36 protein-coding genes and 1 pseudogene are annotated in these 24,280 nt (G+C 45.6%); 36 read left to right on the top strand and 1 reads right to left on the bottom strand.

Annotated features, from left to right (window positions below; translation table 11 throughout):
- The 32 genes and pseudogenes from BRO54_RS12885 to BRO54_RS21005 form a co-directional block, all read left to right on the top strand.
- Positions 1-405 (top strand): annotated as a pseudogene (locus BRO54_RS12885) (HNH endonuclease); the annotation flags it as partial.
- A gap of 114 nt (positions 406-519) precedes the next feature.
- The gene (locus tag BRO54_RS12880; protein ID WP_023634390.1) at positions 520-1,014 is read left to right on the top strand and encodes a phage terminase small subunit P27 family; all 495 of its coding nucleotides are present in this window, start codon (positions 520-522) and stop codon (positions 1,012-1,014) included.
- Positions 1,011-2,738 (top strand): terminase large subunit, encoded by a 1,728-nt coding sequence (locus tag BRO54_RS12875; protein WP_074044206.1) that lies wholly within the window; start codon positions 1,011-1,013, stop codon positions 2,736-2,738. Before BRO54_RS12880 ends, BRO54_RS12875 begins: the two co-directional genes overlap by 4 nt.
- Before the next feature lie 4 nt (positions 2,739-2,742).
- Positions 2,743-2,928: a hypothetical protein gene (locus tag BRO54_RS12870; protein WP_042381953.1), complete on the top strand. Its 186-nt coding sequence runs from the start codon at positions 2,743-2,745 to the stop codon at positions 2,926-2,928.
- Between the two features lie 16 nt (positions 2,929-2,944).
- Entirely contained in the window at positions 2,945-4,243 is a 1,299-nt protein-coding gene (locus BRO54_RS12865) for a phage portal protein (protein WP_074044205.1), read from the top strand.
- Positions 4,185-4,805, top strand: a complete 621-nt coding sequence (locus BRO54_RS12860) for an HK97 family phage prohead protease (RefSeq protein ID WP_139268069.1) — start codon at positions 4,185-4,187, stop codon at positions 4,803-4,805. The genes BRO54_RS12865 and BRO54_RS12860 overlap by 59 nt, the downstream gene beginning before the upstream one ends.
- A gap of 40 nt (positions 4,806-4,845) precedes the next feature.
- The gene (locus BRO54_RS12855) at positions 4,846-6,042 is read left to right on the top strand and encodes a phage major capsid protein (protein WP_074044204.1); all 1,197 of its coding nucleotides are present in this window, start codon (positions 4,846-4,848) and stop codon (positions 6,040-6,042) included.
- Between the two features lie 43 nt (positions 6,043-6,085).
- Entirely contained in the window at positions 6,086-6,367 is a 282-nt protein-coding gene (locus tag BRO54_RS12850; RefSeq protein WP_042381945.1) for a head-tail connector protein, read from the top strand.
- Between the two features lie 15 nt (positions 6,368-6,382).
- Entirely contained in the window at positions 6,383-6,520 is a 138-nt protein-coding gene (locus BRO54_RS19860; RefSeq protein ID WP_156100172.1) for a hypothetical protein, read from the top strand.
- Entirely contained in the window at positions 6,517-7,125 is a 609-nt protein-coding gene (locus tag BRO54_RS12845) for a phage head completion protein (RefSeq protein WP_074044203.1), read from the top strand. Before BRO54_RS19860 ends, BRO54_RS12845 begins: the two co-directional genes overlap by 4 nt.
- Entirely contained in the window at positions 7,125-7,520 is a 396-nt protein-coding gene (locus BRO54_RS12840; RefSeq protein ID WP_074044202.1) for an HK97 gp10 family phage protein, read from the top strand. The genes BRO54_RS12845 and BRO54_RS12840 overlap by 1 nt, the downstream gene beginning before the upstream one ends.
- Positions 7,517-7,936: a phage tail terminator family protein gene (locus BRO54_RS12835; protein WP_074044201.1), complete on the top strand. Its 420-nt coding sequence runs from the start codon at positions 7,517-7,519 to the stop codon at positions 7,934-7,936. The genes BRO54_RS12840 and BRO54_RS12835 overlap by 4 nt, the downstream gene beginning before the upstream one ends.
- A complete protein-coding gene (locus BRO54_RS12830) occupies positions 7,936-9,012 on the top strand; it encodes a phage tail sheath subtilisin-like domain-containing protein (RefSeq protein ID WP_074044200.1) in 1,077 nt (358 codons plus the stop codon). The genes BRO54_RS12835 and BRO54_RS12830 overlap by 1 nt, the downstream gene beginning before the upstream one ends.
- Before the next feature lie 14 nt (positions 9,013-9,026).
- Positions 9,027-9,461: a phage tail tube protein gene (locus tag BRO54_RS12825; protein WP_047758624.1), complete on the top strand. Its 435-nt coding sequence runs from the start codon at positions 9,027-9,029 to the stop codon at positions 9,459-9,461.
- A 44-nt stretch (positions 9,462-9,505) separates the two neighbouring features.
- On the top strand, positions 9,506-9,919 hold the full coding sequence (locus BRO54_RS12820; RefSeq protein ID WP_055357835.1) for a phage tail assembly chaperone: 414 nt from the start codon (positions 9,506-9,508) through the stop codon (positions 9,917-9,919).
- A 20-nt stretch (positions 9,920-9,939) separates the two neighbouring features.
- Positions 9,940-10,107: a hypothetical protein gene (locus BRO54_RS19855; RefSeq protein WP_158534148.1), complete on the top strand. Its 168-nt coding sequence runs from the start codon at positions 9,940-9,942 to the stop codon at positions 10,105-10,107.
- Between the two features lie 11 nt (positions 10,108-10,118).
- The gene (locus BRO54_RS12815) at positions 10,119-11,786 is read left to right on the top strand and encodes a phage tail tape measure protein (RefSeq protein WP_074044199.1); all 1,668 of its coding nucleotides are present in this window, start codon (positions 10,119-10,121) and stop codon (positions 11,784-11,786) included.
- Positions 11,783-12,427, top strand: a complete 645-nt coding sequence (locus tag BRO54_RS12810; RefSeq protein ID WP_074044198.1) for a LysM peptidoglycan-binding domain-containing protein — start codon at positions 11,783-11,785, stop codon at positions 12,425-12,427. Before BRO54_RS12815 ends, BRO54_RS12810 begins: the two co-directional genes overlap by 4 nt.
- Complete coding sequence (locus BRO54_RS12805; protein WP_074044197.1) at positions 12,424-13,398, top strand: XkdQ/YqbQ family protein; 975 nt, start codon at positions 12,424-12,426, stop codon at positions 13,396-13,398. The genes BRO54_RS12810 and BRO54_RS12805 overlap by 4 nt, the downstream gene beginning before the upstream one ends.
- Positions 13,399-13,400: 2 nt before the next feature.
- The gene (locus tag BRO54_RS12800) at positions 13,401-13,721 is read left to right on the top strand and encodes a DUF2577 family protein (RefSeq protein WP_074044196.1); all 321 of its coding nucleotides are present in this window, start codon (positions 13,401-13,403) and stop codon (positions 13,719-13,721) included.
- Positions 13,718-14,134: a DUF2634 domain-containing protein gene (locus BRO54_RS12795; RefSeq protein WP_074044195.1), complete on the top strand. Its 417-nt coding sequence runs from the start codon at positions 13,718-13,720 to the stop codon at positions 14,132-14,134. The genes BRO54_RS12800 and BRO54_RS12795 overlap by 4 nt, the downstream gene beginning before the upstream one ends.
- Entirely contained in the window at positions 14,127-15,188 is a 1,062-nt protein-coding gene (locus BRO54_RS12790; RefSeq protein ID WP_074044194.1) for a baseplate J/gp47 family protein, read from the top strand. The genes BRO54_RS12795 and BRO54_RS12790 overlap by 8 nt, the downstream gene beginning before the upstream one ends.
- Positions 15,181-15,720 carry a YmfQ family protein gene (locus BRO54_RS12785; protein ID WP_074044193.1) on the top strand — a complete coding sequence of 180 codons (540 nt, stop codon included), beginning with the start codon at positions 15,181-15,183 and terminating at the stop codon, positions 15,718-15,720. The genes BRO54_RS12790 and BRO54_RS12785 overlap by 8 nt, the downstream gene beginning before the upstream one ends.
- Positions 15,720-16,214 carry a tail fiber protein gene (locus BRO54_RS12780; RefSeq protein ID WP_074044192.1) on the top strand — a complete coding sequence of 165 codons (495 nt, stop codon included), beginning with the start codon at positions 15,720-15,722 and terminating at the stop codon, positions 16,212-16,214. Before BRO54_RS12785 ends, BRO54_RS12780 begins: the two co-directional genes overlap by 1 nt.
- Positions 16,215-16,556: a diversity-generating retroelement protein Avd gene (avd, locus tag BRO54_RS12775; protein ID WP_074044191.1), complete on the top strand. Its 342-nt coding sequence runs from the start codon at positions 16,215-16,217 to the stop codon at positions 16,554-16,556. It abuts the gene before it with no gap.
- A 251-nt stretch (positions 16,557-16,807) separates the two neighbouring features.
- On the top strand, positions 16,808-17,884 hold the full coding sequence (locus BRO54_RS12770) for a reverse transcriptase/maturase family protein (RefSeq protein ID WP_074044190.1): 1,077 nt from the start codon (positions 16,808-16,810) through the stop codon (positions 17,882-17,884).
- Positions 17,865-19,292, top strand: a complete 1,428-nt coding sequence (locus BRO54_RS12765; protein ID WP_074044189.1) for a DUF6273 domain-containing protein — start codon at positions 17,865-17,867, stop codon at positions 19,290-19,292. Before BRO54_RS12770 ends, BRO54_RS12765 begins: the two co-directional genes overlap by 20 nt.
- A gap of 16 nt (positions 19,293-19,308) precedes the next feature.
- Positions 19,309-19,509 (top strand): hypothetical protein, encoded by a 201-nt coding sequence (locus BRO54_RS12760; protein WP_074044188.1) that lies wholly within the window; start codon positions 19,309-19,311, stop codon positions 19,507-19,509.
- Positions 19,509-19,652: an XkdX family protein gene (locus tag BRO54_RS12755; RefSeq protein ID WP_084544554.1), complete on the top strand. Its 144-nt coding sequence runs from the start codon at positions 19,509-19,511 to the stop codon at positions 19,650-19,652. The genes BRO54_RS12760 and BRO54_RS12755 overlap by 1 nt, the downstream gene beginning before the upstream one ends.
- 77 nt (positions 19,653-19,729) lie before the next feature.
- On the top strand, positions 19,730-20,149 hold the full coding sequence (locus BRO54_RS12750; protein ID WP_052660918.1) for a phage holin family protein: 420 nt from the start codon (positions 19,730-19,732) through the stop codon (positions 20,147-20,149).
- Positions 20,146-20,826 (top strand): LysM peptidoglycan-binding domain-containing protein, encoded by a 681-nt coding sequence (locus BRO54_RS12745; protein ID WP_074044187.1) that lies wholly within the window; start codon positions 20,146-20,148, stop codon positions 20,824-20,826. Before BRO54_RS12750 ends, BRO54_RS12745 begins: the two co-directional genes overlap by 4 nt.
- 59 nt (positions 20,827-20,885) lie before the next feature.
- The gene (locus BRO54_RS21005) at positions 20,886-21,122 is read left to right on the top strand and encodes a phage tail protein (protein WP_074044186.1); all 237 of its coding nucleotides are present in this window, start codon (positions 20,886-20,888) and stop codon (positions 21,120-21,122) included.
- Between the two features lie 180 nt (positions 21,123-21,302).
- On the opposite strand, the gene BRO54_RS12735 is transcribed toward BRO54_RS21005, so the two are convergent.
- Entirely contained in the window at positions 21,303-21,533 is a 231-nt protein-coding gene (locus tag BRO54_RS12735) for a helix-turn-helix transcriptional regulator (RefSeq protein WP_074044185.1), read from the bottom strand.
- Between the two features lie 363 nt (positions 21,534-21,896).
- Here BRO54_RS12735 and BRO54_RS12730 point away from each other — a divergent pair, with 363 nt between their 5' ends.
- From BRO54_RS12730 to BRO54_RS20075, 4 genes are read left to right on the top strand one after another with little or no spacing between them, the layout of a single operon-like run.
- Positions 21,897-22,220, top strand: coding sequence for a hypothetical protein (locus BRO54_RS12730; RefSeq protein WP_074044184.1), 324 nt, complete (start codon positions 21,897-21,899; stop codon positions 22,218-22,220).
- Position 22,221: 1 nt separating this feature from the next.
- Positions 22,222-23,400 carry an FtsK/SpoIIIE domain-containing protein gene (locus tag BRO54_RS12725; protein WP_239691267.1) on the top strand — a complete coding sequence of 393 codons (1,179 nt, stop codon included), beginning with the start codon at positions 22,222-22,224 and terminating at the stop codon, positions 23,398-23,400.
- The gene (locus BRO54_RS12720) at positions 23,381-24,061 is read left to right on the top strand and encodes a hypothetical protein (RefSeq protein ID WP_074044182.1); all 681 of its coding nucleotides are present in this window, start codon (positions 23,381-23,383) and stop codon (positions 24,059-24,061) included. The genes BRO54_RS12725 and BRO54_RS12720 overlap by 20 nt, the downstream gene beginning before the upstream one ends.
- Before the next feature lie 14 nt (positions 24,062-24,075).
- Positions 24,076-24,249 (top strand): hypothetical protein, encoded by a 174-nt coding sequence (locus tag BRO54_RS20075; RefSeq protein ID WP_167367378.1) that lies wholly within the window; start codon positions 24,076-24,078, stop codon positions 24,247-24,249.
- The last annotated feature ends 31 nt before the right edge of the window (positions 24,250-24,280 follow it).

Below are 24,280 nucleotides of genomic sequence, written 5' to 3'. Positions count from 1 at the left end.
ATGCCAAACCGACCAAAGAAACCATGCGCTGTTCCCGGCTGCCCAAACCTCACACAAAGTCGATACTGCCAAGATCACCAGCATAAAGAGCAGCAAGACAAATCCCATCGCCATCGATACTACGACGAACATTTCCGCGATCAAACCACCCGCGACTTCTATCACAGCAAAGAATGGCAGCGTGTTCGACGTGCGGCGTTGGTCCGCGATCACTATCTTTGCCAGCATTGTCTTGCTAAGCAACGCATCACACCGGCTGACGTGGTGGACCATATTGTGCCGGTGCGGGTTGATTGGTCATTACGCCTATCGTTAGGCAACCTACAGTCGCTTTGCAACCCGTGCCACAACAGAAAAACAGCTGAAGACAAGAGGATATATGGGGAGGGGCGGGGTAAAAATTTTTCGCCGGGCGGCTCTGGACCGCGCGCCCCCCTCAGCGTGCACAAAGTTCCCTTTTTGGCGTAAAAGGGGGTTAACAGTTTTTAGGGAAATTCCAAGCGAAAGGTGGTGTTGAACATGGGCCGGCGTGCGAAGCCGGTTGACTTGATTTTAATTCAGGGGACAAAGCATTTGACGAAAAAGGAAATCGACGCCCGAAAGGAGGCCGAGGCAAAGCTCCGGCCGAATGATGACAAGGTGAGACCCCCAAGCTGGCTCGACGATGTGGCCAAAAAGGAGTTCAAGCGGATCGTGAAGGAGCTGAAAGAGATTGGGTTGGTCACGAACGTCGATGTGAATGCTCTTGCCTTGTATTGTGACGCCTATGCTAACTACGTTAAGTGTTCGCAGATCATCGAGGAAGAGGGGCTCATGGTCGAATACACTAATAAAGCGGCGGAGACGAATAAGGTTCCTCATCCTCTACTCACGAAGAAAAAACAACTGCACGAGCAAATGAAATCTCTGGCCGTCGAATTTGGCTTGACGCCAAGCTCTCGGGCAAAATTGGCCTTACCAAAAGAGGAGCCAAAGCAGCCGACGCCGTTTGAACAGGAGTTTGGTGATGTATGAGCCTAAAGCAATGGCTCATTGACTATTCCCACGATGTCATCGACGGCCGTGTGATCGCATGCCAGAAACATAAATGGGCGTGCCTGCGTTTTTTACGGGATATTGAACGTGAGGGAACCGATGCCTTTCCCTATATCTTTGACGAAACGAAAGCGATGCGCTTCCTCAAGTGGATGACGCTCTTTAAGCATACAAAAGGCGTACTCAAGGGACAGCATATTCGACCACATGAAATTCAGGTGTTTGTGTTCGGCAATATTTATGGCTGGGTGCACAAGGATACGGATTACCGGCGTTTTAAGAAAGGGTATTGGCAGGTAGGAAGGAAAAACGCCAAGTCGCAAAGCCTGGCTTGTGTAGCATCCTATGAGGCGATGGCGTTCGGAGAAAGCATGTCAGAGGTGTACATCGGTGCAACGAAAACGGAACAAGCGAGAATTGTCTGGAAGGAAACCGAAGCCATGCTGGCCGGCTGCCCGGAACTAAAAGGGAAATATGAAGTGAAGTATGGGGCCATCCATCACCCGAAAAGCCGATCCATTATCCGTCCTCTTTCCAAAGAGGATCGGAAGACCGGTGATGGTTTAAATCCGCAATGTGGCATTATTGACGAGTATCATGCCCATGAAACAGATGAGATTTACAACATTCTTGATTCCGGCATGATTGCCAGGGCGCAACCGTTGCTGATGATTATTACGACGGCCGGCGCCAACTTAAACAATCCGTGTTATCGAAGCGAGTATCAATACGTTTCAAAGCTGTTAGACCCAAACAGCCCAGTAGAGAACGATCAATACTTTGCAATGGTCAACGAACTGGATAAAGACGAGGACGGAAACCTGATTGATGACATTAAGGACGAAAAAGCATGGCTGAAAGCGAACCCGATTGCGGCTTCCTATCCGGAAGGGGTGGAAAATATTCGCGCCAAGCTCAAAGAAGCGCTCGAAAAACCGGACAAAATGGATGATTTTTTAACGAAAAACATGAATGTCTGGATCAATAAGCGGGAGCAAGCCTATATCTCGGCCGAACGCTGGGCGGCCTGCGGCGCCGAAAACCTGCCGGATATCAGCGGATTGGATGCGTATGTAGGCGTGGACTTGTCGGCCACGACTGACTTAACGAGTGTTTCCATCGAAATTCCGTTAGATGACGGCAAATTTATCGTCTTATCCCACTCGTTCATACCGGAAGAAAAGCTCGATGAGCGGGTTAAAACCGATAAAATGCCGTTCGATCAATGGGTTCGACAAGGATGGATCACAGCCACGCCGGGAGCGGTCGTCGATTATGCGTTTGTGCGCGAATATATCAAGTCAATTGAGCCGACATACGGGGTTTTGGTGAAGGAAATTTGCTACGATAAGTACAATGCGCGGCATTTAATGCAAGAGCTTGAGGCGGACGGCTTCACAACAGTAGAAATTCCGCAGGGGATTCGCTATTTGACAGAGCCAACGAAAAATTTCCGGACAAAAGTGCTTGAAAAGAAGATCATTCACAATCAAAACCCTGTTTTAACATGGGCAGTCGGTAACGCGGTGACACGAAAAGACGCCCAGGAGAACATTATGCTCGATAAATCGAAGAGCACGGACCGGATCGACCCACTAGCAGCATTGATTAACGCTCATGCCCGGGCGATGTTTGCGAATGCCGAGTCGGTTGATGTATCGGAATTTGCGACCGATGACTTTTTAGACAGACTGTGGGGTTGATAAAGTGAAAAAATTACAGAAAATCTTTCGTGATTACGCGGAAGATTTTTTTATTTTCATCGGACTGACACTTATTAACGTTGCGACGTTCCGGTTAAGCGTGACGGCAGGGCTGTATATGCTTGGTTTTTCTTGTTTAGCTATCGGTATTTTTACGGCGCTGCATCCACCGAAGCGTTATCCGCCGTGAGGGAGGTGAAAACTGAATGTTTTTCCGGCGTGCTTTGGAGCGAAGAAGTACCGATTACACGGAATACAGCCTAAATGATCCAGCGCTTTTAGATTTTCTCGGCATTTCTCCTAGTGAGGTCAATGTTTACGGAAAAAACGCGCTGAAAGAGGCAACCGTTTACGCTTGTATCAAGATTTTAGCGGAATCGCTGTCCAAGCTCCCATTGAAGACGTATCGTGAAGACGAAAACGGCGTCAATAAGGCAGTGAAGCACTATTTATATAAGTTGCTAAAGCTTCGTCCCAACCCGTATATGTCAGCGTCTGACTTCGCCAAATGCAATGAGACACAACGGAACATATATGGAAATGCGTACGTCAACATCGAGACAGATGAAAAGGGTCGGATTGTGGGGCTTTGGCCGATCGACGCAGGTAAAGTGCGTATTTGGATCGACGATATCGGCCTTTTCAGCAGCAAAAATCACATCTGGTATGAAGTCGATGTCGGAACCGAGCGGCGGAAGCTCATGCCTAATGAGCTATTGCACTTTAAAAGTGGCGTCACGCTCGACGGTATTGTCGGCGTTCCTCCTCTTGATTATTTGCGAGCGACGGTGGAAAATGCGGCGGCGGCCGGCAGGTTTATCAATAATTTTTACAAGCAAGGGTTGCAAGTAAAGGGAATTGTCCAGTATGTCGGCGATTTGAACCCGGAGGCACAAAAGAAATTCCGGGAAAAGTTTGAGGAAATGTCATCGGGACTGAAAAACAGTCACCGCATCGCGCTCATGCCGATTGGATATGAATTTAAGCCGATCAGTTTGACGATGTCCGATGCGCAGTTTCTTGAAAATACGGAGCTAACAATCAGGCAAATTGCAACGGCTTTTGGTATCAAAATGCACCAACTCAACGATTTAAGCCGGGCGACCCACACAAACGTGGCGGAGCAACAACGACAATTCTACGTAGATACACTGCTCCCAATTCTAACGATGTACGAGCAGGAAATGACGTACAAGTTATTCCTCGACAGCGAATTAGATGCTGGCTATTATGTGAAGTTTAATGTCGATAGTATTTTGCGCGCTGACATTAAAACGAGATATGAAGCCTATGCGATCGGCATACAGAATGGGTTTCTTGAACCGGACGAAGCAAGGGCTAAGGAAGATTTGCCACCTCGACCTGGAGGCAATCAGCTCATTGTCAATGGGAATTACATCCCGCTAACAATGGTAGGTCAGCAATACATGAAAGGAGGTGGTGACAGTGGGCAATCAGGCGACGAAGGAAACAAAGGAAATCCGGGCGCTGCCAGTGAAAATTGAAGTCCGTCAGTCAAGCGGAGAAGAAGAAAGGCGCACCATCTCCGGATCGATCAAGTACAACACGGAAAGCGCGGAGATGCGGGACTGGTGGGGCGACACATTCGTTGAGGAAATCGCGGCCGGCGCGTTTGATGAAAGCCTAAAAACACGCGGTGTCGTCGGTCTCTGGTCGCATGACACGTCTAAAGTGCTTGGAAGCACGAAAAGTGGGACGTTGCGCCTGGAGAGTACGGAAAAAGAGTTGCGCTTCGAGTTGGACTTGCCGAACACCACAGCCGGCAACGATGCCTGGGAGATGATCAAGCGGGGAGATGTCGATGGTGTATCGTTTGGCATGCGGGTCACAAAAGACAAATGGTCGCAAGTCGATCGCGACGGGAAGAAGATTTATAAGCGGTCCATTTTGGATGCGGAACTGTATGAAATTTCCCCGGTGGCTTTCCCGGCTTATCCGGCCAATGAAGTATCTGTTCGATCGCTCGACGAGTACCGGGAGCAGCAAAAACGTGCTTCGAATGAATACAAAAAACGAAAACTAGCCATCGAGTTAGAGCTGATATAAATCGGCTCTTTTTATTTTGACTATAGGAGGTTGAAAAAGTATGGGTAAAGAACTGCGTGAGATGTTGCAAAAACTGGAGCAGATGAAAGCGGAAGTCCGCACTCTCTTAGCAGAGGATAAAGTCGATGAAGCCGAAAAACGTATGGAAGAAGTACGAGCGCTGCAAAAGAAAATTGAAGTACAGCGGCAATTAGAGGAAGAGGAGCGTGGCGGATTGGGCCTGGGCGGTGCGTATTCAGCCAGCAATGAAACACGCGCTGTCACGAAGGAAGATGCCGAATTGGAACAGGAGTATCGACAAATCTTCATGAAGGCGATTCGCCGGCGCCCGGTTTCTTCGGATGAGCGAAGCATTATTGCAGAATACGAGAAGCGCGCTGTCATGAACGAAGGTGGGACTAACCCGGCTATCACGGATGGGGATTCGTCTTTAATCGTTCCAAAGGACATTCAGACGCGCATTAACGAGATCATGAGAGCGCAAAACGATCTGTCTCAATATGTGCGCGTCGAGGAAGTGACCACCTTATCGGGCTCGCGTGTGCTGGAGAAAGACGAAACGATGACACCGTTTGCGTTGATTGATGAATACGGCGTGCTTCCGGAAACGGATAATCCCAAATTCGTGGCTGTCTCGTACTCTGTGAAAAAACGTGGCGGCATTTTGCCTATTACTAACGAGCTTTTGGCTGACAGCGATCAGAATATTATTAATTACATCACGCGCTGGATTGGTAAAAAGGCTGTGGTTACACGCAATAAGTTGATTACGGATCTTCTGCTGACTATGACTCCGAAAGATTTAGCTGATCTTAAAGTGGTGAAAAAAGTATTTAACGTTGACTTGGATCCGGCTATTAGCTTGAGCTCGATTGTTTTAACAAACCAAGACGGATATAACTGGCTCGATAGCCAGCAGGATACGAACGGTCGTTTCTTGCTTCAGGATGACATTACACAGCCAGGACGGAAGCTGTTGTTTGGCCGTCCGGTCGTCGTATGTTCCAATCGCTATTTGCCGTCGATCACCGGAACGACGAACAAGGCTCCCATTTTCATTGGGAATCTTGAAGAGCTTATCGTGTTGTTCTCGCGGCGATTCTTTGAGTTGGCGGCAACGAAAGAAGGCGGCGATGCATTTAAACGTGATACGACGGATTTACGTACGATTATGCGCGATGATATTAAATTCTGGGATACCGGCGCGGCTGTATATGGCCAATTGACACTGAGCTAATGACGGGGGTTATCCCCGTCCCCTTTTATTGGGGGTGATTGTTTTGATTATTACGCTTGATGAAGCGAAGCAATGGCTGCGCGTTGACCATAATGACGAGGATAGTTTAATTAATACGCTGATTAGTGCAGCGGAAAAGTACTTGGTTAATGCGACAGGAAATACATTTGACAGTACGAATGAGTTGGCCAAGCTGCTCTGCTACGTTCTAGTCGCCGATTGGTACGAAAATCGTGACATGATCGGCAAGACGAGCGAGAAAGTGCGGCATACGGTCGAAAGTATCGTCGCCCAGCTGACTCATTGCTACGATAGCACGACATAGAAAGGGGAAGCATCCATGAGCGAGAAGACCGAAAAGCGTGCTGAAAAGGAACTGAAAAGCCTTGTTTTGGTGTCCCCATCGGGGCATAAATACGAGGTGACGGTGTCGGATGCGGGGAATTTGATGGTGAAATATAAAGGTGAGGGGACATGAACCCCGGACAACTGAAGGATCGCCTAACATTTTATGAGGTTATTTTTGATAATGGCGAAGAGCAACTTGTCGAGCGCTGTAAGCTCTGGGGTCAAGTGAAATTCAAAAAGAATAAATTCACTGACCAACAGCCTGAAAAATCGTATCAGATCATTATTCGGGCGAATAAGGCGGTAAAGCCGTTAATGAAAGCTCTTTGCCAGGGGAAATGGTACGACATTATGGCCGTGGATGAGGGTGAACCGGGCTATTTTATACTGGATTGCACACTCGGCTACGTTCATAGCCTCAATGATCGCTGTACAGTGTCACGGTTGCAAGAAATGGAGTTGGCGAGCGGAGAAACGGTCCATCAGCCCGTTGTTGTGATGGAACAAATCCCATGTGAATTAGTGAAAATCGACTCCGGTGACGCATTGCAAACCGATACAACACACAATATTCGCTTGTTCTATAAAATTCATATAGAAACGCACCGAAATATTAAAATCGGCGACAAACTTGAGGTCGCTCATAGAGGAGAAACGCTTCGATTTACGGTTAAGGAGTGCTTTAAATACCATACCTTCCAAGAGGTGATCATAGAAATGGAAGGTGAAGCGTAATGTTCCAGCTCAAAATAAACAATTTCAAAAAATACGAAGAGCAGTTTATTTTCCTCAAGGAAAATCTCCCTGAGGAGCTAGAAAACTATTTACTGGACGTGGCTAAAGGATTGTTGCGTCTAGTGAAAGTAAGGACGCCGAAAGACGAGGGGAGGCTGCGGAGCGGTTGGGAAATTGGCGAGTTGAAACGGGAAGGCGATAATTTGGTTATGGTCGTCTACAATAAGGAATTCTATGCCCGTTTTGTGGAATACGGCCATAAAGTAGTGATTAATAAAAAAACAGTTGGGCACGCTCCGGGATTTTATATGTTGACAGTATCGATAAAGCGTATCAAACGCCAAATCCCGCGCCGGTTGAAAAAACATTTTGACAAGGTGCTGAATTCATTATGATGACAGCTATTCGAAATGCGGTGATCGGCAAGCTCAAAACAGCCTTTCCGGACCATAAAATATACGGCGAAAAAGTGGAACAAGGCCTAAAAAAGCCTTGTTTTTTTATTACCATTTTGCCTGGCGATGTGATTGAGCTGAACAAGTCAATGCAACAAAGAGAAATCACCATCGATATTCAGTATTTATCCGAGGAAGAAACGAACGCCAAAAACGTTGAAATGGCTGATTCGTTGAACGACTTGTTCCGAAGCATTGCTTTTGACGGGATGAAGGTAAACATTGTAGAGCGGAGATTCGAAATTGTTGACGATATTCTCCACTTTTTCCTCGATCTTGACTTTATCGTCATGTTGAGCGATGCAGAGCAGCATGACCTCATGCAGGAAATCAATCATAACAGGGAGGTATTGTAATGGGTCTGCCTCAAGTCAATATTGTATTCAAAACGCTAGGGGCCACGGCGATCCAACGCGGCGAGCGAGGGATCGTTGCGCTGCTGTTAAAAGATACGGCGGCTCTCGGTGCGCATGTTTTAACAAACATCACCGATATTCCGATTGGTCTGTCGGAGGCGAACAAAAAACAAATCGAGCTCGCATTCATTGGCGGCGAGCGGACGCCGAATCGAGTGGTGGTATACGTCTATGATCCAAATACCACGGTGACGAACGGAACACCTCTAGATGTCGCGCTGAACTATTTAGAGACGGTGAAATTTGATTATTTCGTTTTTCCAGAGATCGAGGAAGCAGACAAAACGAAAATTACGACATGGATCGGCTTGCAACGTGCCAACGGCAAGATGGTGAAAGCTGTATTGCCCCATCATGCGGCTGATAAAGAGTACATTATTAACTTCACGACGGAAAACATTGTCGTCGGTGATACGACGTATACGGCAGCCCAATATTGCTCCCGCATCGCTGGGTTGATTGCCGGAACGCCGTTGACGATTTCAACGACTTTTCAGCCGTTGCCGGAGGTAGACAGCGTCCAAACCTATACGAAAGATCAACTCAACCAAGCCATCGATAACGGCGAATTTGTGATTTACCATGACGGCGAAAAAGTGAAAGTCGGTCGTGGGGTGACGTCACTCGTCACAACTACGCAAGATAAGGGGGATGATTTCAAGAAAATTAAAATCGTCGATATCCTCGATCTTATGTATATGGACATTCGCAAGACGATCGAGGACAGATATATCGGTAAATACGCCAACAGCTATGACAATAAAGTGCTGCTCATTCAAGCAATTAATGCGTACTATGAGCAGTTGGAGATTGACGGGCTGCTCGATGTTGGGAAAAATAGAGCGGAAATTGATTTAGAACAGCAACGGGTCTATTTACGCTCGGTCGGCGTCGATGTGGATGCGATGAAAGAGCAGGAGATCAAGGAAGCAAACACGAGAGATAAGGTGTTTATCCTTTCTCGTATCCGTCCTCTCGATGCGATTGAGGACATTGACATGAAAGTGCTCATTTAGGGAGGTGTGACTGAATGGAACGAATGATTCCTGAACGCGCCATTTCCGGTACGCATGGAGAAGTATGGATCGACGGCGAAAAATTTGCGGAAGCATACGGATTGCAGGCAAAGGTGGACTTTATTAAGGAAAAAGTGCCAATGTGTGGTGCTCCGAACGGCCAAGGTCAAAAATATATGGGATGGGAAGGCAAAGGGACGTTGCGAATCACAAAGGTGAACTCCCGACTGACACGCAAGGTGGCCGAGCAGGTGAAGCGTGGTGTTTTGGAACCGATGACGATCGTGAGCAAGCTGGCCGATCCAGCGGCATTCGGTGCGGAACGTGTTGTATTGAAAGGTTGTACTTTTGACGATCTGACTCTCGCGGACTGGGAATCGGGGAAAATCGTTCAAGAAGAGAAGCCGTTTACTTTTAATGATTTTGAATTTATCGACTATATTGAATAGGCAGAGGGGCAACCTTCTGCTTTTTGTCATGAGGAGGGAACACAATGAGCAATGTGGTTGATATTTTACTCAAAATGGATGCGGAAAAGCTGGAATTACCAAAAAAACTCGTGGAAATTAAACGGTTGAGCGAGCTGGCCGGCGAGCCGGTCGTTTTTGAAATTCGAGCGTTGACACAGACACAGTTTGAAGAGATTCAGGATATGTCTACAAAGTTTGATCCAATTTCAAACAAAGCGGACGTCGATGTTTTTACTATCAAACTAGAAACGATCTTAAAGGGCGTTGTTTCTCCAGAGTTAAAACGGAAGGAGTTGTTAGAGCATTATAAGGTCCCGACGCCATATGATTTGATTCGGAAACTATTTACGCCTGGTGAAATTGATCGGCTATATAACGAAATCAGCGATTTAAGCGGGTTTGGCGAGGGGGCCGTTGAAGAAGTAAAAAAGCCGTAAAGGAAAACGGTTATGTACAGATGATGTACTGGTATTGGAAAAAGAAAGGCATCCGGCCCTCAGTTTTTTATCAAATCCCTTATGGGGAGCTGACGATTATTCGTGCTTTTTATGAGCTGGAAGTCGAGGAAGAAAACGAGAAAATAAAAGCTTTATCCGGCATGCCGTGTCCAGCGCTGTTCTGGTGAGGTGAAGAGATATGGCGAAAGGCCAACGGCTCGAGGCGGAAATCTCCGTCAAGGATAGTGCAACGCAGAGTATCGAGAAGGTCATTCGATCGAATGAAAAACTGAAAAATGAAATGCTGCGCCTCAAGGCCACGATGGATAAGGTGCAGGAAAGTGCCAAAAAGCGCTGGGAAATGCGGGTTGAAACGGCGAAAGCGAACGAGAAGCTGGAGACGTTAGCTGATGCTATTGATCGCGTCCGAAATCGGGCAGCGTTGACCATGGAGCGATTGCGTCTATTAGGAGCGACGATCGGAACGGCGCTCGGTGCCGGAGTAGCAACCGCATTAAAAAGCGGGGCTGACTTAGAAAAATACATGATTTCGATGGAGCACTTTATCGGTGTGCAAAACAAGGGGATGAGCCAGCAACAAGTGCAAAAGTCGGCCCAAGAATATTTGACGGCTTTGCGGAAAAACGCGAATGAGACGCCATTTGAAACGGGTGAAGTCGTCCAAACCGGTGTTAGGGCGCTAGGGATCGCTGGTGGAAATACGCAAGAAGCGATGAAACTTTTAAAACTCGCAGAAGACATGGCAGCGTTGACACCTGGCAAAACCCTTTCGGAAGCGATTGAGGCCCTTGCTGATGCGAAAACGGGCGAATTTGAGCGCCTCAAAGAATTCGGATTTAAAGTGACAGCCCAAGAATTTAAGGGCTATGTAGGGAAAAAGGAAAAAGATAACCTGACTGCAGCCGAGACACAGAAGGCATTTAATACACTAACTTCACAAAAATTGAGTCCGTTCTTTGCTGGTGGGGCGCAAAAGCTTTCCCAATCTACTGCAGGTAAAGCCAGCACAATTATGGGGAACCTAAAAAGCGGCCTACAAGATGCGGGCTATAACATGTTGAAAGGGATCAAGCCGGAAACGATGGATAAGCTGGTTAAGATGAGTGAAAACATCGGCAAAGCCATCGGTGATGCGGGAGCGAAAATGGTCAATGCCTTTGCTAAGGCGAGCCCGCATATTAAATCGGTCGCCACAGCATTAGCAGCCGTAACAGCCGGGGTCATTTCGTTCCGTATCGCTTTTGCCGGCTTAACGATGATGCAGACCATTATCACCCTGTTTAAAGCATGGCGCGCCGGCACGTTGGCTCAGACGGCGGCACAGATCGGCTTGAATGTCGCAATGCTCGCCAACCCGATGACATGGGTGGCTGTTGGGATCGCGGCCTTAATCGCAGCAGGGGTCGCGCTCGTCATGAACTGGGATAAAGTGAAAAAGAAATCACTAGAAGTATGGGATGTAGTAAAAGAAAAAGTATCCAACTTCATTATGCCGGTGAAAGAGTGGTTTGACGGATTAATCGGCAGTGTCGCAAGATTTATCGATAAAATCACATCGATCGGCAATATTAAAATCGGACTGCCGAAGTTCCTCGGCGGTAATGGGTTGTTCCAAAAGAAAGCAATCGGTGGCGTCATTCCTCGCGATAACTATCCAGCGTTGCTCCACGAAGGCGAAAAAGTCTTGACGAAGCAAGAAGTGAAGCAAATGGAGTACGGCAAACGCCAGCGCCCGTCGGTCACGATTACAGGCAACCAGTTCATCGTTCGCAACGACTCCGACATTAAGAAAATAGCTCTTGAATTGGCTCGGTACATAGAACAGGAAGGAGGCGTCATGGCATGAACGTCAAAATGCAGTTTTGGTTCCGATACGGAAGCGACAGCCTGCAGTTGCCTGTGAATCCTTCATCATTTGAAGTATCGAGCCCTTATGGAATTGAAATTATTGAGGTCAATAGCTTAGGGGAGGTGACGATCCCCAAGAATAGAGGGTTGAAGGAGTTTCGCTTTGAATCGTTTTTGCCAGCCAAATATGACCCTGCTTACTGCGTTCATAATCGAGTAATTCCACCGACTGATTTCATCAGCATCATTGAAAAGTGGCGCGATGCTGAAAAACCCATCCGTTTTATCGTCACGACAGCGAACATTAATATGCTGGTACTCATTCCGGAATTCACCTACTGGCCCAGTCCGCCTGGCAGTCCGGGAGAGATACAGTTTTCTATATCCTTGAAAGAATACAGGATGCCTGTAGTGAAAAAGTGGACACAGTCGTCTCCACCGTCTAATAAGCAACGGCCACCGAAGCAAAAGGAGAAGCCAAAAACGTATGTAGTCCGGAAAGGAGATAGTTTGTGGGCAATTGCCAAACGCATTTACGACGACGGAAGCAAGTGGAAAAAGATTTACGAGGCCAATAAAAAAGTGATTGGAAAGAATCCGAATACTATTTTCCCAGGGCAAAAGCTGGTGATTCCATGATTGTTGTTTACGATAACTACGACATCACCGGTTTAGTGAGAAGCGTGGAATGGAGCGGCGACTTGCAGCAAGTAGCTCGCACCCTAAAGATTACATTGCACAATACTACAGATGGGGCCTCTCCCTTGCTATCGTTCCAGAAAGGGAAACCGGTCCGATTTTTCGATGACAAAGAGCTCTTTCGTGGATTCCTTTTCGCTACTGATAAAAACGAAGCGGGGGAAGGGTTGTTAATGTGCTACGACCCTAATATATACCTTGTTAAAAATGCAGACACCATAAAGTTCACGAAGAAAAAGGCGAGTGAAATAGCCAAGTACATTTGCAATCTTTATAAAATCCCTGTCGGCACCATTGCTGATACCGGATATGTAATCCCGAAACATATTTTTCGCGAAAAACCATTAGCAGAAATGCTATTTACAGCGTTAACGACTACCCGAAAGCATACCGGTAGGCGTTTTTTTATATCCAACAACCTCGGGAAATTTATGCTTACGGAAATGAAAATACCAAGTGCTAAACTGATTATCGAGAGTGGAAGGAATTTATTGTCCCTTAGCGTCAATGAAAGTATCGAAGAAATGAAAACAAAAGTAAAGGTGATCGGCGGTACAGACAAAAAACCTGTGACCGTCACGGTACAAAATGATAGTCTAGCAAAGCAATATGGCATTATGCAGCACGTAGAACGTGCGGATGAAAAGCTGAATAAAGCACAGCTGAAAAAACTCGCGGACCAGCTGCTGAAAGAAATGGGCAAAGTCACCACAGACATGAGCCTCGAATCATTGGGGATCAATGAAATCACGTCTGGCTCCGTGATCCAAGTATATAACAAGATGACCGGCATTAACGGCACCTATTACGTCAATTCGGACACCCATCATTACGAAAACGGGGTGCATACGATGTCGCTAACCATTAGCAGTAGCCCGAATTTGGCGGAGGTAGCCTATGAGGAGGTGTGAGGATGGAAGGGAATGGTGCTGTTCGGCTCATTCAGCTGATGAGGCAACACGGCTATAACAAAGACGTATCCATTGAGCTGGCCACGGTGACGTCGCCACCTCCCAATATCAAAATCCAAGTTGATAACATGAAAATCGAACTGGATAAGGACGATGTTGTCGTAGCAGAACATTTATTGCCCCATAAAAGAATGGTTCTTTTTTTAGGTACCGAGAGTGAAATGGAGTTTAAAGACTCTCTAAAGGCGGGCGATCGCGTCATCGTAGCCAGCGACCGTGACCAAGTGTTTTACATCATTGATAGGGCGGTGATGATTGAATGACGCTTGCTCCGGTCAACCTTGACGAGCTGAATGCCAATAATGAGACCGTGGTGATCGGCCCGTCGAAAACGTACCGCATCGATTTTGAAAGAGGCGAATTAGGCGGGATCATCGACGGAGACGAGGCCATTTTACAATTTATTCAGAAAGCAATTATGACAGCTCGTTCCCGATTTTTTATTTACAACGATGAGTATGGCTGTGAAATAGAAGATATCATTGGCAAAAACGTCTCCAATGAACTCTTGGAAGAAGAAATCCCGCGACTAATTAAGGAAGCGATTGAGTACGACGATCGGATTGAAAGTGCGTCAAACTTTATTATCGAGCGCAGCGGTGATCAGATACAGGTCACCTTTACTGTCACCTTGACCAACGGCAAAATGCTAGAGGGGGTGAGCGTGAATGTTTGAGGATCAGACATTTGAGGTGATTATGCAGCGGATGCTGTCACAGATCCCCGACGATTTTGATAAGCGGCAGGGGTCTGTTATATGGGACATGCTTGCTCCGGCGGCACTTGAATTGGAACGTGCCTACCAACAGTTGTATTTAGTCACTAACTGGTTATATTTATCCGAAGATGTACCTCGGGATATACTACTTGCTCGAGTGCGGGACTTTGGCATCGAACCTAAACCGGCACAAAAAGCAAGCGGCATGGTAGTATTCACTGGATTACCCGGAACATCGATTCCTGCGAATACGCGGATTAGTACGGATGACAGCATCCCGATTTTCTTTTATACAACGGATGATGCAACTATCCCGGAAAACGGAGCTGTGTCGGTTTTGGTGGAAGCCGAGATAGCGGGGTCATCAGGTAATGTCCTGGCCAATACCATTACAGTTTTAGTTGATATCATTGATGGAGTGGAAGGTGTGATAAATCCTCAAGCATTTGAAAATGGAGTTGATGAGGAAAGCGATGAATCACTGCTTGCTCGTTATTATGAAAGAATACGTAGACCTATGACGTCAGGGAACCTTACCCACTACCGACAATGGGCGTTGGAAGTGCCAGGGGTAGGCGCGGCAAAAGTGACTCCCCTTTGGAACGGTCCAGGCACGGTCAAAGTTACAATCGTTAATACGGATATGCGACCGGCCACAACAGAATTGGTTAGTCAAGTGCAAGAATATATCGAGCAAGTGCGGCCGATCGGAGCGTCTGTCACAGTAGCTTCAGCGACAGGCAAACCGATCAATGTTTCGGCGAACGTAATCCTTGCATCGGGATATACGTTGCAAAATGTTCAAGATGCTTTCGCAGCGTCGTTGGATGAATATTTCAGAGAGATCGCTTTTTCAATGACATATGTCAGCTACGCAAAAATCGGAACACTCTTATTGAACACGCCAGGTGTCATTGATTACAACGGGCTGACTGTGAATGGGGGCGCGGCTAATGTCGCGTTGCAAGATGAGGAGGTTCCTGTTCGTGGGGGGGTGTCAATAAGTGTCTAATCTATTTCAGTATCTCCCTAATTACTATCAAGATATACGAGAATTTCAAACCTTAATTGGGACAGAGGGCGAAGAATTTGAACAATTGAATGTTACAATAGATGAAGTTTTGAAACAATTCTGTGTTGACACAGCCACATGGGGGCTTGCGAATTGGGAACGCATTTGCGGAATTCCTGTTGACGAAAGTAAACCGATTGAACAGCGGCGCTCAGTCATTAAATCGAAACTGCGCGGTATCGGAACGGTCACGGTCGACCTTATTAAGAACGTGGCGGAGGCGTATTATAACGGCGAAGTCGAAGTCACCGAACAACCTTCGCTTTACACCGTAAAAATCAAGTTCGTTAGCAAGCTCGGGGTTCCGCCGAATTTAGCCGACATTCAAAATGCTTTGCGTGAAATTATTCCGGCACACTTGGCGATCAACTTCGAGTTTTCTTATTTGTTGATTAAAGATATTCATAACGTAATGACGATTTCGCAATTGGAAGCGACAACGCTCGATAAATTTGCAGGAGGTGCTCACTAATGGCGAGTAATACACCGCGCTTAGGGCTTTATAAGAAAGATCCGGTCGCCGACGCGAATGATACGTTTAATATAACGACGATGCTTAACGACAACTGGGACAAAATCGACAGTAAAGTTGCGACGCTAGGGCCAGATGGGAAAATTCCAGAAGAACAATTGCCGGCACAATCGTTTCCGGCCGCAAGTACAACACAAGCCGGTATCGTGAAGTTAAACACGTCTACAAGTAGCACAAGTACAACGGAGGCTGCGACGCCTAGTGCGGTAAAGGCGGTTAATGACGAGCTTACTACACATTTGGCTGAAACTGCGTCGAAATTCACATCCTTGAACGTCAATATGATTGACATGGCTGTAGAACTCGAAACATTGAAAGGAGCAACGCTGAACGGTGTGACGGCGAATATTTTTATCGAAACCTTTCAAAATTTAAACGATATTAACTTGATGAACGGGATTTATGACAGTACAAACAAAAGGTTGGTGCTTTAATTGAGCCAGTCTGCAACAGACTTAATTTTATATAAAAAGACAGAAGTGTTACTTCATGAAGTCTATCCTGTTTTAAAAAACTTCCCAAAAGCGGAGAAGTTTGCTTTGTGCCAAGAAATTAAACAAGCATTCTACTCACTTTTAAAATATATAATGCTTGCGAACAATGTAAAATCGAAAAGACGATTGTATCAAGAAGAGGCGGATGCATATATAAAACTTCTTCTTGTTTTGTTTAGTGTCGCTAAGAAACAGAAATATCTTTCGCAAAAGAAACATTTATATTTTCAAACGAAAATTCTTGAACTCGGAAAATTGCTTGGCGGATGGATGAGAGCTTAACGTAATAGTAACTGCTAGGGTTACGGCTGTTTGGGCGCCAACCGCGCGATTCGTGGGTACAACTCGGCTCGGTACTGGAACTACAATTCGTCGGGCGGCCGCAATACGAACTTCGGTTGGCGCCCCGTCTTGTTAGTCCTTTCGATTAGAACGGCTACGGCTTTTCTAACGGGCTTTGAAAACTTCAAGGGAGCTGTAATCCTTCGCTCGAAGAGCGTAAACACAAGATTACCGATGCGGAGGTCTTCGTGATGAATACCGAAGCTGAAAACGGTAAGGAATTATTTCGTTTGGTATATGACTTTAATAACTTGTATGAAGCGTACATGAAGTCGAGGTGTGGGAAGCGATGGAAAGGAGCAACGAACCGTTTTGAAATGAACGCTCTTGAATATGTCGCTTACCTGCAACACTTGCTAAAAACCAAAACATATACGCTTGGTGCATATAACGTCTTTAAGGTTTACGAACCTAAAGAAAGAATCATAAAATCCATTCCTTTTAAGGATAAAGTCGTCCAGCGATCATTATGCGACAATGTGCTTGAACCGATATTTGAAAGAAGCCTTATTTATGACAGTTACGCTTGCAGAAAAGGAAAAGGCGTCCATGCCGGATTGAAGCGAACGGCAGAATTCTTTCGAAGGCACTACAGAAAGTACGGGTTGGATGGCTGGGTTTTAAAGTGCGACATCGAGAAGTATTTTGACTCGATTGACCACGACATACTAAAGAAGATTATTCGCAAATATATCGCGGACGAAAATGTTTTATGGCTTCTCGATATGATTATCGACAGCACAGACAATCCCGGTCTGCCGATCGGAAACCAAACAAGTCAATGGTTCGCTAACCTCTTTCTGAATAGCTTTGACCACTTTATAAAAGAAAAACTGAAAATTAAGATGTATATTCGATACATGGACGACTTTATTCTGATTCATCCTGACAAAGAGTATTTACGTTATTGCAAGCAAGAGATTGTTAAGTATCTTGACACACTGAAGCTCAAATTAAACCGCAAATCTCATATCTTTCCACTCCGCAACGGAGTGGATTTTTTAGGTTTTCACACGTATTTGACCGAAACCGGAAAAGTTATCCGGAAAATCAGAAGAGACAGCAAAAAACGTATAAAACGAAAGCTAAAAAAATTCAAAGAACTCTATGCTTCAGGAGAACGCACGAAGGAACAAATCGAACGTGCTTATAAAAGTTGGGTCGCTCATGCGAGTCATGGTAACTGTTATCATTTGATTCAAAACATGAATAAGCGATATCAAGCTATTTTTGAAGGAGATGAGAGAAATGCCTCAACTGTTGAGTAGCCTTCCGGTTGGCGCAAAAGTTAAGGATTTGAACACGAAATATTACGGTAAACCAATCATTTTTCAGGTTATCGACAAAAATCATCCGGGATACCCAGCAAATTCAGTAACTTTGCTAACCGAAAAAATTATCACTTTAAAAGCTTTTGACGCAAAAGAACCTTCAAACCCAAACACAGATAGACAAAGTTATGGGAACAACCGATATGCTCATTCAAATATTCGGCAATGGTTGAATAAAGACACTTCTCCGTGGTATGCAGCTCAACATGGCTATGATGCCCCGCCGAATAACTCAAACGTATGGAGTAACTACAATGAGTATGAAGCAGAAGCTGGATTCTTGAGCAACTTTTCTGCCGAACTGAAATCGAAACTCTTGGTTACAACGCTAAGCGTTGCCAAAAACACAGTAACAGACGGCGGCGGGAGTGAAACAATCCAGGACAAAGTGTTCTTATTGTCTGAAACAGAAGTAGGACTTGGAAATGAAAACGGAATAGCAGAAGGAACACCATTTTCGTTTTTTAGCAGCGATGCTGCAAGACAGGCGTATCCAACAGTAGAAGCAGTTTCGAATAGCGAATATACAAACACTTCCTTAAATGCCAGTCAACCCTGGTACTGGTGGTTAAGAACCCCGCACGCCGGCTTCGCGTACTACGCCCGGTACGTGTACTCGTCTGGTGCGCTCACGAGCGACAATGCGTTCAATGGTACCCACGGCGTTCGTCCCGCTTTGAATCTGCCTTCTGACATCTTGGTATCTGATTCAACAGATGCAGATGGGGCATATATCATCGTCTGGAATCAGACTCCAACGATATCTGGTACGGACGCTGATCTAGGGAGCAAGTCAGCACCGTTTACGATCGATTACATCGTCAACGATACGGATACAACGGATACATTGACTATCACGGAGAAAGTAGATACAACAGTTATCCGTACAATTAACAACGCCGTGAGAAATCAAACCTATACGCTCGATGTGAGCAGCGTGTGGAACACCCTTGCGCTCGGCGCGCACACCATTACTATTACTATCGATGATGGAAAGGGTGGCACAGCAACACGGACATATACGTTCACCAAAACCGACGACCGCATCAAATTTACGCTGAAAAATCCGATTGAAACATCAATTGCGGCAAAGAAAATTGTGGTGAGCGGCGTTGTAACCATTCCGAATGGCGCAACATTAAGTGTAAAGGCTTGTAATAATGGTTTTGACACCTCGCCAACATGGGAGGACATTACAACAGCGTTTCTGAATCGTCAGGCATACACATTCACAAACACAACAAAAACAGCTGAAAAGTGGGGAATTAACATTCAATTTGAGATATTGAAAGGAACCGCAACCGATCAAATTATCGTTGACGGCTTTGGTTTCTCGTTCGAGTAAAAGGAGGTGACGAGAGGTGAAAAGCATCCGCATTAAGGACTTGGAGATCGTCGAACAAGAACGACAACAAGAAGAAAGCACTGAAAAAAACACGGCAGCTGTGTTGGCACAATTGACCATCGAAAACAAAAAGAAAGATTTGTTGATTACTCAATTGACGCAGACGATAGCAAACCTAAACATTGAAATCGCAAAACTAAAAGGAGGAGTCAACTAATGAAAAGTCAATTTTTTGATTTTTACAATACGTTTTATAAAATGGGATACTTGACAAAAGATATCGTTCACGAAGCGGCAGAATGGGGAGTTATCACGCTTGAAGAATATAAAGAAATTACAGGTGAAGAGTTTACCGCATAGTTGGACGATACTGCGCAATAAGCACACTTTATGTAGGTGTGCTCTTTTTACTTTAGTGAAGAAAGCGAGGAAAACGAATGAAGCATAATACCAACACTCTATATACCACGATCACAGGCGGTAGCGCATCAGCTATCGCCTATTTAATTGGCGGAGTCGATCATCTTGCCATTGCTCTTGGGATCATGATGGCGGCGGATTACATTTCGGGTCTGATGGTCGCTGTTGGTACAAAAGAGGTTTCTTCAAAAACCGCCTTTAGAGGACTCATGAAAAAGGTGGCCATGATTTTAGCTGTCATCGTGGCAAACCAGTTAGACGCGGTAACGGGCAGTGGGGATTTTATGCGCAATACGATGATTATGTTCTTGATTGGTAACGAAGGAATCAGTTTCATCGAAAACCTTGGGCGTTTAGGTGTATCCATTCCAGGACAGGTTTCGAAGGTATTTGCGCAACTAAAAAATGAAAATCAGAAGGGAGAGAATAAACAATGAGCGTATGGACAGAAAAGTTTATTCGTGTGAACAAGTATTCGCGTCCAGGGTTAAAACTCAAAGGTGTGAAAAAGCTTGTCTTGCATTGGACAGCAAATCCAGGTGCATCAGCGGCCAATCATTTCACGTATTTTGATCGAACCATCATTCAAGCACAACGATACGCCTCGGCGCATATTTTTGTGGATAAAAACGAAGCAATCAACATCATTCCACTTGACGAAGTCGCCTATCATGCGAACGACGGGACGTATCGCGGCGTTCCGGAACTGAAGCCGAACGCGAACTTTCTATCCATCGGTGTGGAAATGTGTGTGGAAAAAGACGGCACGTTTCATCCAGACACCATCTCTCGTACAGAAGATGTATTTGTAGAGCTCTGCAAAACATTTAAGTTGGATCCAATTAAAGACATTGTGCGGCATTACGATATTACCCATAAAAATTGTCCGGCGCCATGGGTAAAGGATTCCAAGGCGTTTGAAGACTTCAAACAACGAGTAAAGGCTAAAATGAGTCCACCTAAAGCCAATGTGTCATATTACACGGTGAAACCTGGAGATACACTGTCTGGACTCGCGGCAAAAAACAAAACGACAGTAGCCACTTTACAGAAACTCAACAACATCAAGAATCCGAATATAATTCGTGTCGGACAAAAAATACGCATAAAGTAATCCCTTGCCACTCGGCAGGGGATTTTTTTGTTTTTATAGGAGGAATTTTTCGGTTATCGATGTATAAATGTTTAGTGCAAAATGAAAGTACAGAGTTCTGCAACAAAAAATACAGAAAAGAATACATCCTCGAAGATGAACGGTTCATCCTGCCTGGCAACTTGAAGAGATATGCCGAGGACATGCTCAAAGAAATGGCTTTCCCGAGAATCAGCTATCAAGTTAGTGTCCTAGACCTTTCAGCGATCACAGGGCTTGAAGAGGACAAGTTTTATCTTGGGGACGGAATCGGCTAATCGCTTGGCGCCTATAAAAGCCCACCCACCAATTATGATCAGTATTGCAAGTAATATAAGAGAGGACACATTAAAAAACCAATCAGGCTGTTTTTCTACTATGATTTTTAATATATCTGTCATATCCACCTCTCCATTTCAACTTTTAGAGGGCCGATGGATATTGTCTTGTTTAAGGGCTTATTCGCTTTCACTTAGAGTAACATCCTTTTTTACCCATATTTCCTCAACCGGCCTCTTTAGTTCTGTGCAAATCGCATAAGCTACATCGAACGACGGGAGTTGTTTATCATTCACGATCGCACTTAACGTTCCAGGGCTAATATTAATTCTCCGAGCAAACTCTCCATGTTTAATACCCTCTTCAGCCAAAATCACCTTTAATCTGCATTTATATCCTGTTTGGCTCATCGAATCCCCTCCGATTTTTCATTTCGTTATAAGGCCGTTCTGATCCTTCTGAAAAGGATAAGCTGTATCGGAATTTTTTTTGATGGACAAGATAAACGGACAACCACCAGCACATAGGCTAATAACACAAAAGCCCCACAGTAGCAAAACTTTCCCTCCACTTCATTAGGCGTCCCAGTATCACTCTCTCGACAGGATTTCGAAACTGTTTATTTTCACTTCAATCACTTTTTCTACACTGTTCTTCTAGTGCACTTGTACGAGTGAAATGCCCCACGTATCAAGAAATCTAGCGTTTGTTAGAAGGAGCGAAAGGAGGGGGAGCGCGAGGGGGGGATCAAAAAATACAGGAGGTGAGAGACGATGATTTTTAAACGTCAGACGGAAATCATCCCGTTTGGGGAGTTTATGGCTAAAAAACGGACGAAGGCGAAGCCAGGAATAGTCGTTCCAGCGTTGTTCCCTGTTATCACTCCGCATCATTTATTTCCTGTTCAAGATCCCGATTTTGCCTTGCTGATGGCAGGAGTCGGGGCAATCACGTTGTCAGCGTTCATAGAGAGAGGGCTCGTCATGATGAGGATGACCGATGTCGCTGAAAAAGTCACCGATTGTGGCCGTATTGTATTTCCGGTAGTCGTTTATGGGGCGGTGTTGTGGTTATTTTTCAGTCTGGGAGGGCTGTGATGTGAGGAAATGGCTGCAAAAACAACGGGCTAAGTCTCAGTTACGGAAGGCGTTTCGGGCGGCTGGGTTGTATGTGACCTATCGTAGTGGCGAGCGAGAGCTAATGGTTTTCCCGAAAATTCATAGCGTAACGAGCGATGACGGTCGGATTGAGTACGTATTTACCCTTATTGATGGTATGGAGCCGAAAGAGGTTTTTAAGAAAGAATATGTGTTTCAGCAAGTGTTTGGCCAACACGTGCAGTTGGATGGCGATTATAAAAGATTTACGCTGACTGTTTATCGTTACGGATTGCCTAATGAACTGCCCTATAGTTTTGAAAAGATCAAACCGCATCTTGAAGGGTTGGCGCTCCCGATTATTTGTGGCATGGATCGATACGGACAGTATATCGCCTATGATGCGATCCAAGAGCCGCATTTGCTGATCGCTGGCGAGAGCGGAAGCGGGAAGTCAACGCAGCTGCGTTCCATCCTCACTACGCTCATTCAATATTACGACGACACCAAGCTCCATATTTACTGTGCCGATTTGAAAATGTCAGAATTTCATATTTTCAAACGCTGCCGGCAAGTGAAGGCAGTTTGCACGACGCCGGGTCAATTAAAAAAGATGCTATCGCTTATCCAGATCGAAATGAATCGGCGCAGTCAGCTTCTTAATGAGAAGGAAGTGGCTCACATAAATGATTTGCCAGAGTCGGAACGTCCTCCTATCATACTTGTCTGCATTGATGAGCTAGTCGTCGTTAAAGATGAAAAAGATATCATGGACACGTTGGTTCAGCTTGTAGCGATCGGTCGGGCACTCAATATAATTGTGATTTTATCCATGCAACGGCCGAGCCACGACATACTGGATACAAAAATACGGGCCAATTTAACGGTGCGGATGGGTTTTCGTACGGCTGATTTATCAAACGCTAAAATTATTGGTACGCCGGGGGCGGAAAAAATCAGCATTGAACAGCGCGGTCGATTTTTACTCAAGCGGGAAGGATTAATGGAGCTGCAAGCACCTTTTTTGTCGCTGGAACGGGCGAAAAAAATCCTTGAGAGATATAAGGTTGTCGATCAGAAGGATGTTTTGCCAGGCGGTTTGGAGGCTGCTAGTCCTCAGGGAAATGTAAGTGAGGAAATCATTTTGGGAGTGTTGGACGATGCCACTGACCAAACGTGATAAAGCGATCATCGCCGATTTACAACGGTTTCAAGTGATGAGCCGGGATGATATCGCTGATATCCATTTTCAAGGCTTGAAGCGGCCGTGTGAGAGCGCCAACAATGTCCTATTGCGACTGGTTCGAGACGGACATATACAACGCTCTACAGCATTTATTCCGTACGTGTATTTTTGCGCTGACAGCAACATGAAAAAGAACTCACAAAAAATTCCCCACTACCTCGAGATCGTAAAGGTGTATAAAGAGATCCTCTCGGCCGGACCGGTCGAACAGTTTATCGTCGAACCGAAATATCGGAAGGGGCTGGCCGAACCGGATGCCTTTTTTATCTACCAACGCACACCGTTCTTCCTCGAGTGCCAACGAACTGTTTACAGTGAAAAGGTGATTGAAGAAAAGTTGAATCGCTATTTAGCGCTATATGAAAGCGGAGTGATCGCCGAGGAATCTTGGCAACCAGCAGGGAAGGTGATCTTTCCATATATCCTTATTCTCTCGGATACAAGGTACGCTCTAAATCGGCAGTATCCTTTCCGAGTGTTCCAAGCACCATCTTTTTTGAGTTTCCTTCGATCGTTGAAACAGCCGCAACAGTCGCAGACGTCCTACTCCGACATAAAAGTGGCTGGCGCGCGGTTGAAAATCCGAGACCAATGAGGAGGGGAAACACGATGGATAAATTACTAGTAAAACTGCTTGTTCTACATGCTTTTATAGCCGATCAGCGGAACGAATATGCTAAAATGGAAACAGAAGATGTTGTGGAACAGGCTTTTGCAGAGGGAATCGTCGCAGCGTGCGAGTTTTTCGAAGAGGCCTTGGAGCATATGATGAATTATAGATAGCGAGGCCGATGTGTATAGGGTGTATAGTTGT

The organism is Geobacillus proteiniphilus, assembly GCF_001908025.1.
In the GTDB taxonomy this organism is placed as follows: domain Bacteria; phylum Bacillota; class Bacilli; order Bacillales; family Anoxybacillaceae; genus Geobacillus; species Geobacillus proteiniphilus.
The sequence above is the reverse complement of the archived record's forward strand: the minus strand, read 5'-3'. Positions and strand labels throughout refer to the sequence as shown.

Bases quoted from the DNA above. Each gene is read 5' to 3' on its own strand.
- BRO54_RS12880 (WP_023634390.1), top strand. From the start codon at position 520: ATGGGCCGGCGTGCGAAGCCGGTTGACTTGATTTTAATTCAGGGGACA.
- BRO54_RS12875 (WP_074044206.1), top strand. From the start codon at position 1,011: ATGAGCCTAAAGCAATGGCTCATTGACTATTCCCACGATGTCATCGAC.
- BRO54_RS12865 (WP_074044205.1), top strand. From the start codon at position 2,945: ATGTTTTTCCGGCGTGCTTTGGAGCGAAGAAGTACCGATTACACGGAA.
- BRO54_RS12855 (WP_074044204.1), top strand. From the start codon at position 4,846: ATGGGTAAAGAACTGCGTGAGATGTTGCAAAAACTGGAGCAGATGAAA.
- BRO54_RS19860 (WP_156100172.1), top strand. From the start codon at position 6,383: ATGAGCGAGAAGACCGAAAAGCGTGCTGAAAAGGAACTGAAAAGCCTT.
- BRO54_RS12845 (WP_074044203.1), top strand. From the start codon at position 6,517: ATGAACCCCGGACAACTGAAGGATCGCCTAACATTTTATGAGGTTATT.
- BRO54_RS12840 (WP_074044202.1), top strand. From the start codon at position 7,125: ATGTTCCAGCTCAAAATAAACAATTTCAAAAAATACGAAGAGCAGTTT.
- BRO54_RS12835 (WP_074044201.1), top strand. From the start codon at position 7,517: ATGATGACAGCTATTCGAAATGCGGTGATCGGCAAGCTCAAAACAGCC.
- BRO54_RS12830 (WP_074044200.1), top strand. From the start codon at position 7,936: ATGGGTCTGCCTCAAGTCAATATTGTATTCAAAACGCTAGGGGCCACG.
- BRO54_RS12825 (WP_047758624.1), top strand. From the start codon at position 9,027: ATGGAACGAATGATTCCTGAACGCGCCATTTCCGGTACGCATGGAGAA.
- BRO54_RS12820 (WP_055357835.1), top strand. From the start codon at position 9,506: ATGAGCAATGTGGTTGATATTTTACTCAAAATGGATGCGGAAAAGCTG.
- BRO54_RS19855 (WP_158534148.1), top strand. From the start codon at position 9,940: ATGATGTACTGGTATTGGAAAAAGAAAGGCATCCGGCCCTCAGTTTTT.
- BRO54_RS12815 (WP_074044199.1), top strand. From the start codon at position 10,119: ATGGCGAAAGGCCAACGGCTCGAGGCGGAAATCTCCGTCAAGGATAGT.
- BRO54_RS12810 (WP_074044198.1), top strand. From the start codon at position 11,783: ATGAACGTCAAAATGCAGTTTTGGTTCCGATACGGAAGCGACAGCCTG.
- BRO54_RS12805 (WP_074044197.1), top strand. From the start codon at position 12,424: ATGATTGTTGTTTACGATAACTACGACATCACCGGTTTAGTGAGAAGC.
- BRO54_RS12800 (WP_074044196.1), top strand. From the start codon at position 13,401: ATGGAAGGGAATGGTGCTGTTCGGCTCATTCAGCTGATGAGGCAACAC.
- BRO54_RS12795 (WP_074044195.1), top strand. From the start codon at position 13,718: ATGACGCTTGCTCCGGTCAACCTTGACGAGCTGAATGCCAATAATGAG.
- BRO54_RS12790 (WP_074044194.1), top strand. From the start codon at position 14,127: ATGTTTGAGGATCAGACATTTGAGGTGATTATGCAGCGGATGCTGTCA.
- BRO54_RS12780 (WP_074044192.1), top strand. From the start codon at position 15,720: ATGGCGAGTAATACACCGCGCTTAGGGCTTTATAAGAAAGATCCGGTC.
- BRO54_RS12770 (WP_074044190.1), top strand. From the start codon at position 16,808: ATGAATACCGAAGCTGAAAACGGTAAGGAATTATTTCGTTTGGTATAT.
- BRO54_RS12765 (WP_074044189.1), top strand. From the start codon at position 17,865: ATGCCTCAACTGTTGAGTAGCCTTCCGGTTGGCGCAAAAGTTAAGGAT.
- BRO54_RS12755 (WP_084544554.1), top strand. From the start codon at position 19,509: ATGAAAAGTCAATTTTTTGATTTTTACAATACGTTTTATAAAATGGGA.
- BRO54_RS12750 (WP_052660918.1), top strand. From the start codon at position 19,730: ATGAAGCATAATACCAACACTCTATATACCACGATCACAGGCGGTAGC.
- BRO54_RS12745 (WP_074044187.1), top strand. From the start codon at position 20,146: ATGAGCGTATGGACAGAAAAGTTTATTCGTGTGAACAAGTATTCGCGT.
- BRO54_RS21005 (WP_074044186.1), top strand. From the start codon at position 20,886: ATGTATAAATGTTTAGTGCAAAATGAAAGTACAGAGTTCTGCAACAAA.
- BRO54_RS12735 (WP_074044185.1), bottom strand. From the start codon at position 21,533: ATGAGCCAAACAGGATATAAATGCAGATTAAAGGTGATTTTGGCTGAA.
- BRO54_RS12730 (WP_074044184.1), top strand. From the start codon at position 21,897: ATGATTTTTAAACGTCAGACGGAAATCATCCCGTTTGGGGAGTTTATG.
- BRO54_RS12720 (WP_074044182.1), top strand. From the start codon at position 23,381: ATGCCACTGACCAAACGTGATAAAGCGATCATCGCCGATTTACAACGG.
- BRO54_RS20075 (WP_167367378.1), top strand. From the start codon at position 24,076: ATGGATAAATTACTAGTAAAACTGCTTGTTCTACATGCTTTTATAGCC.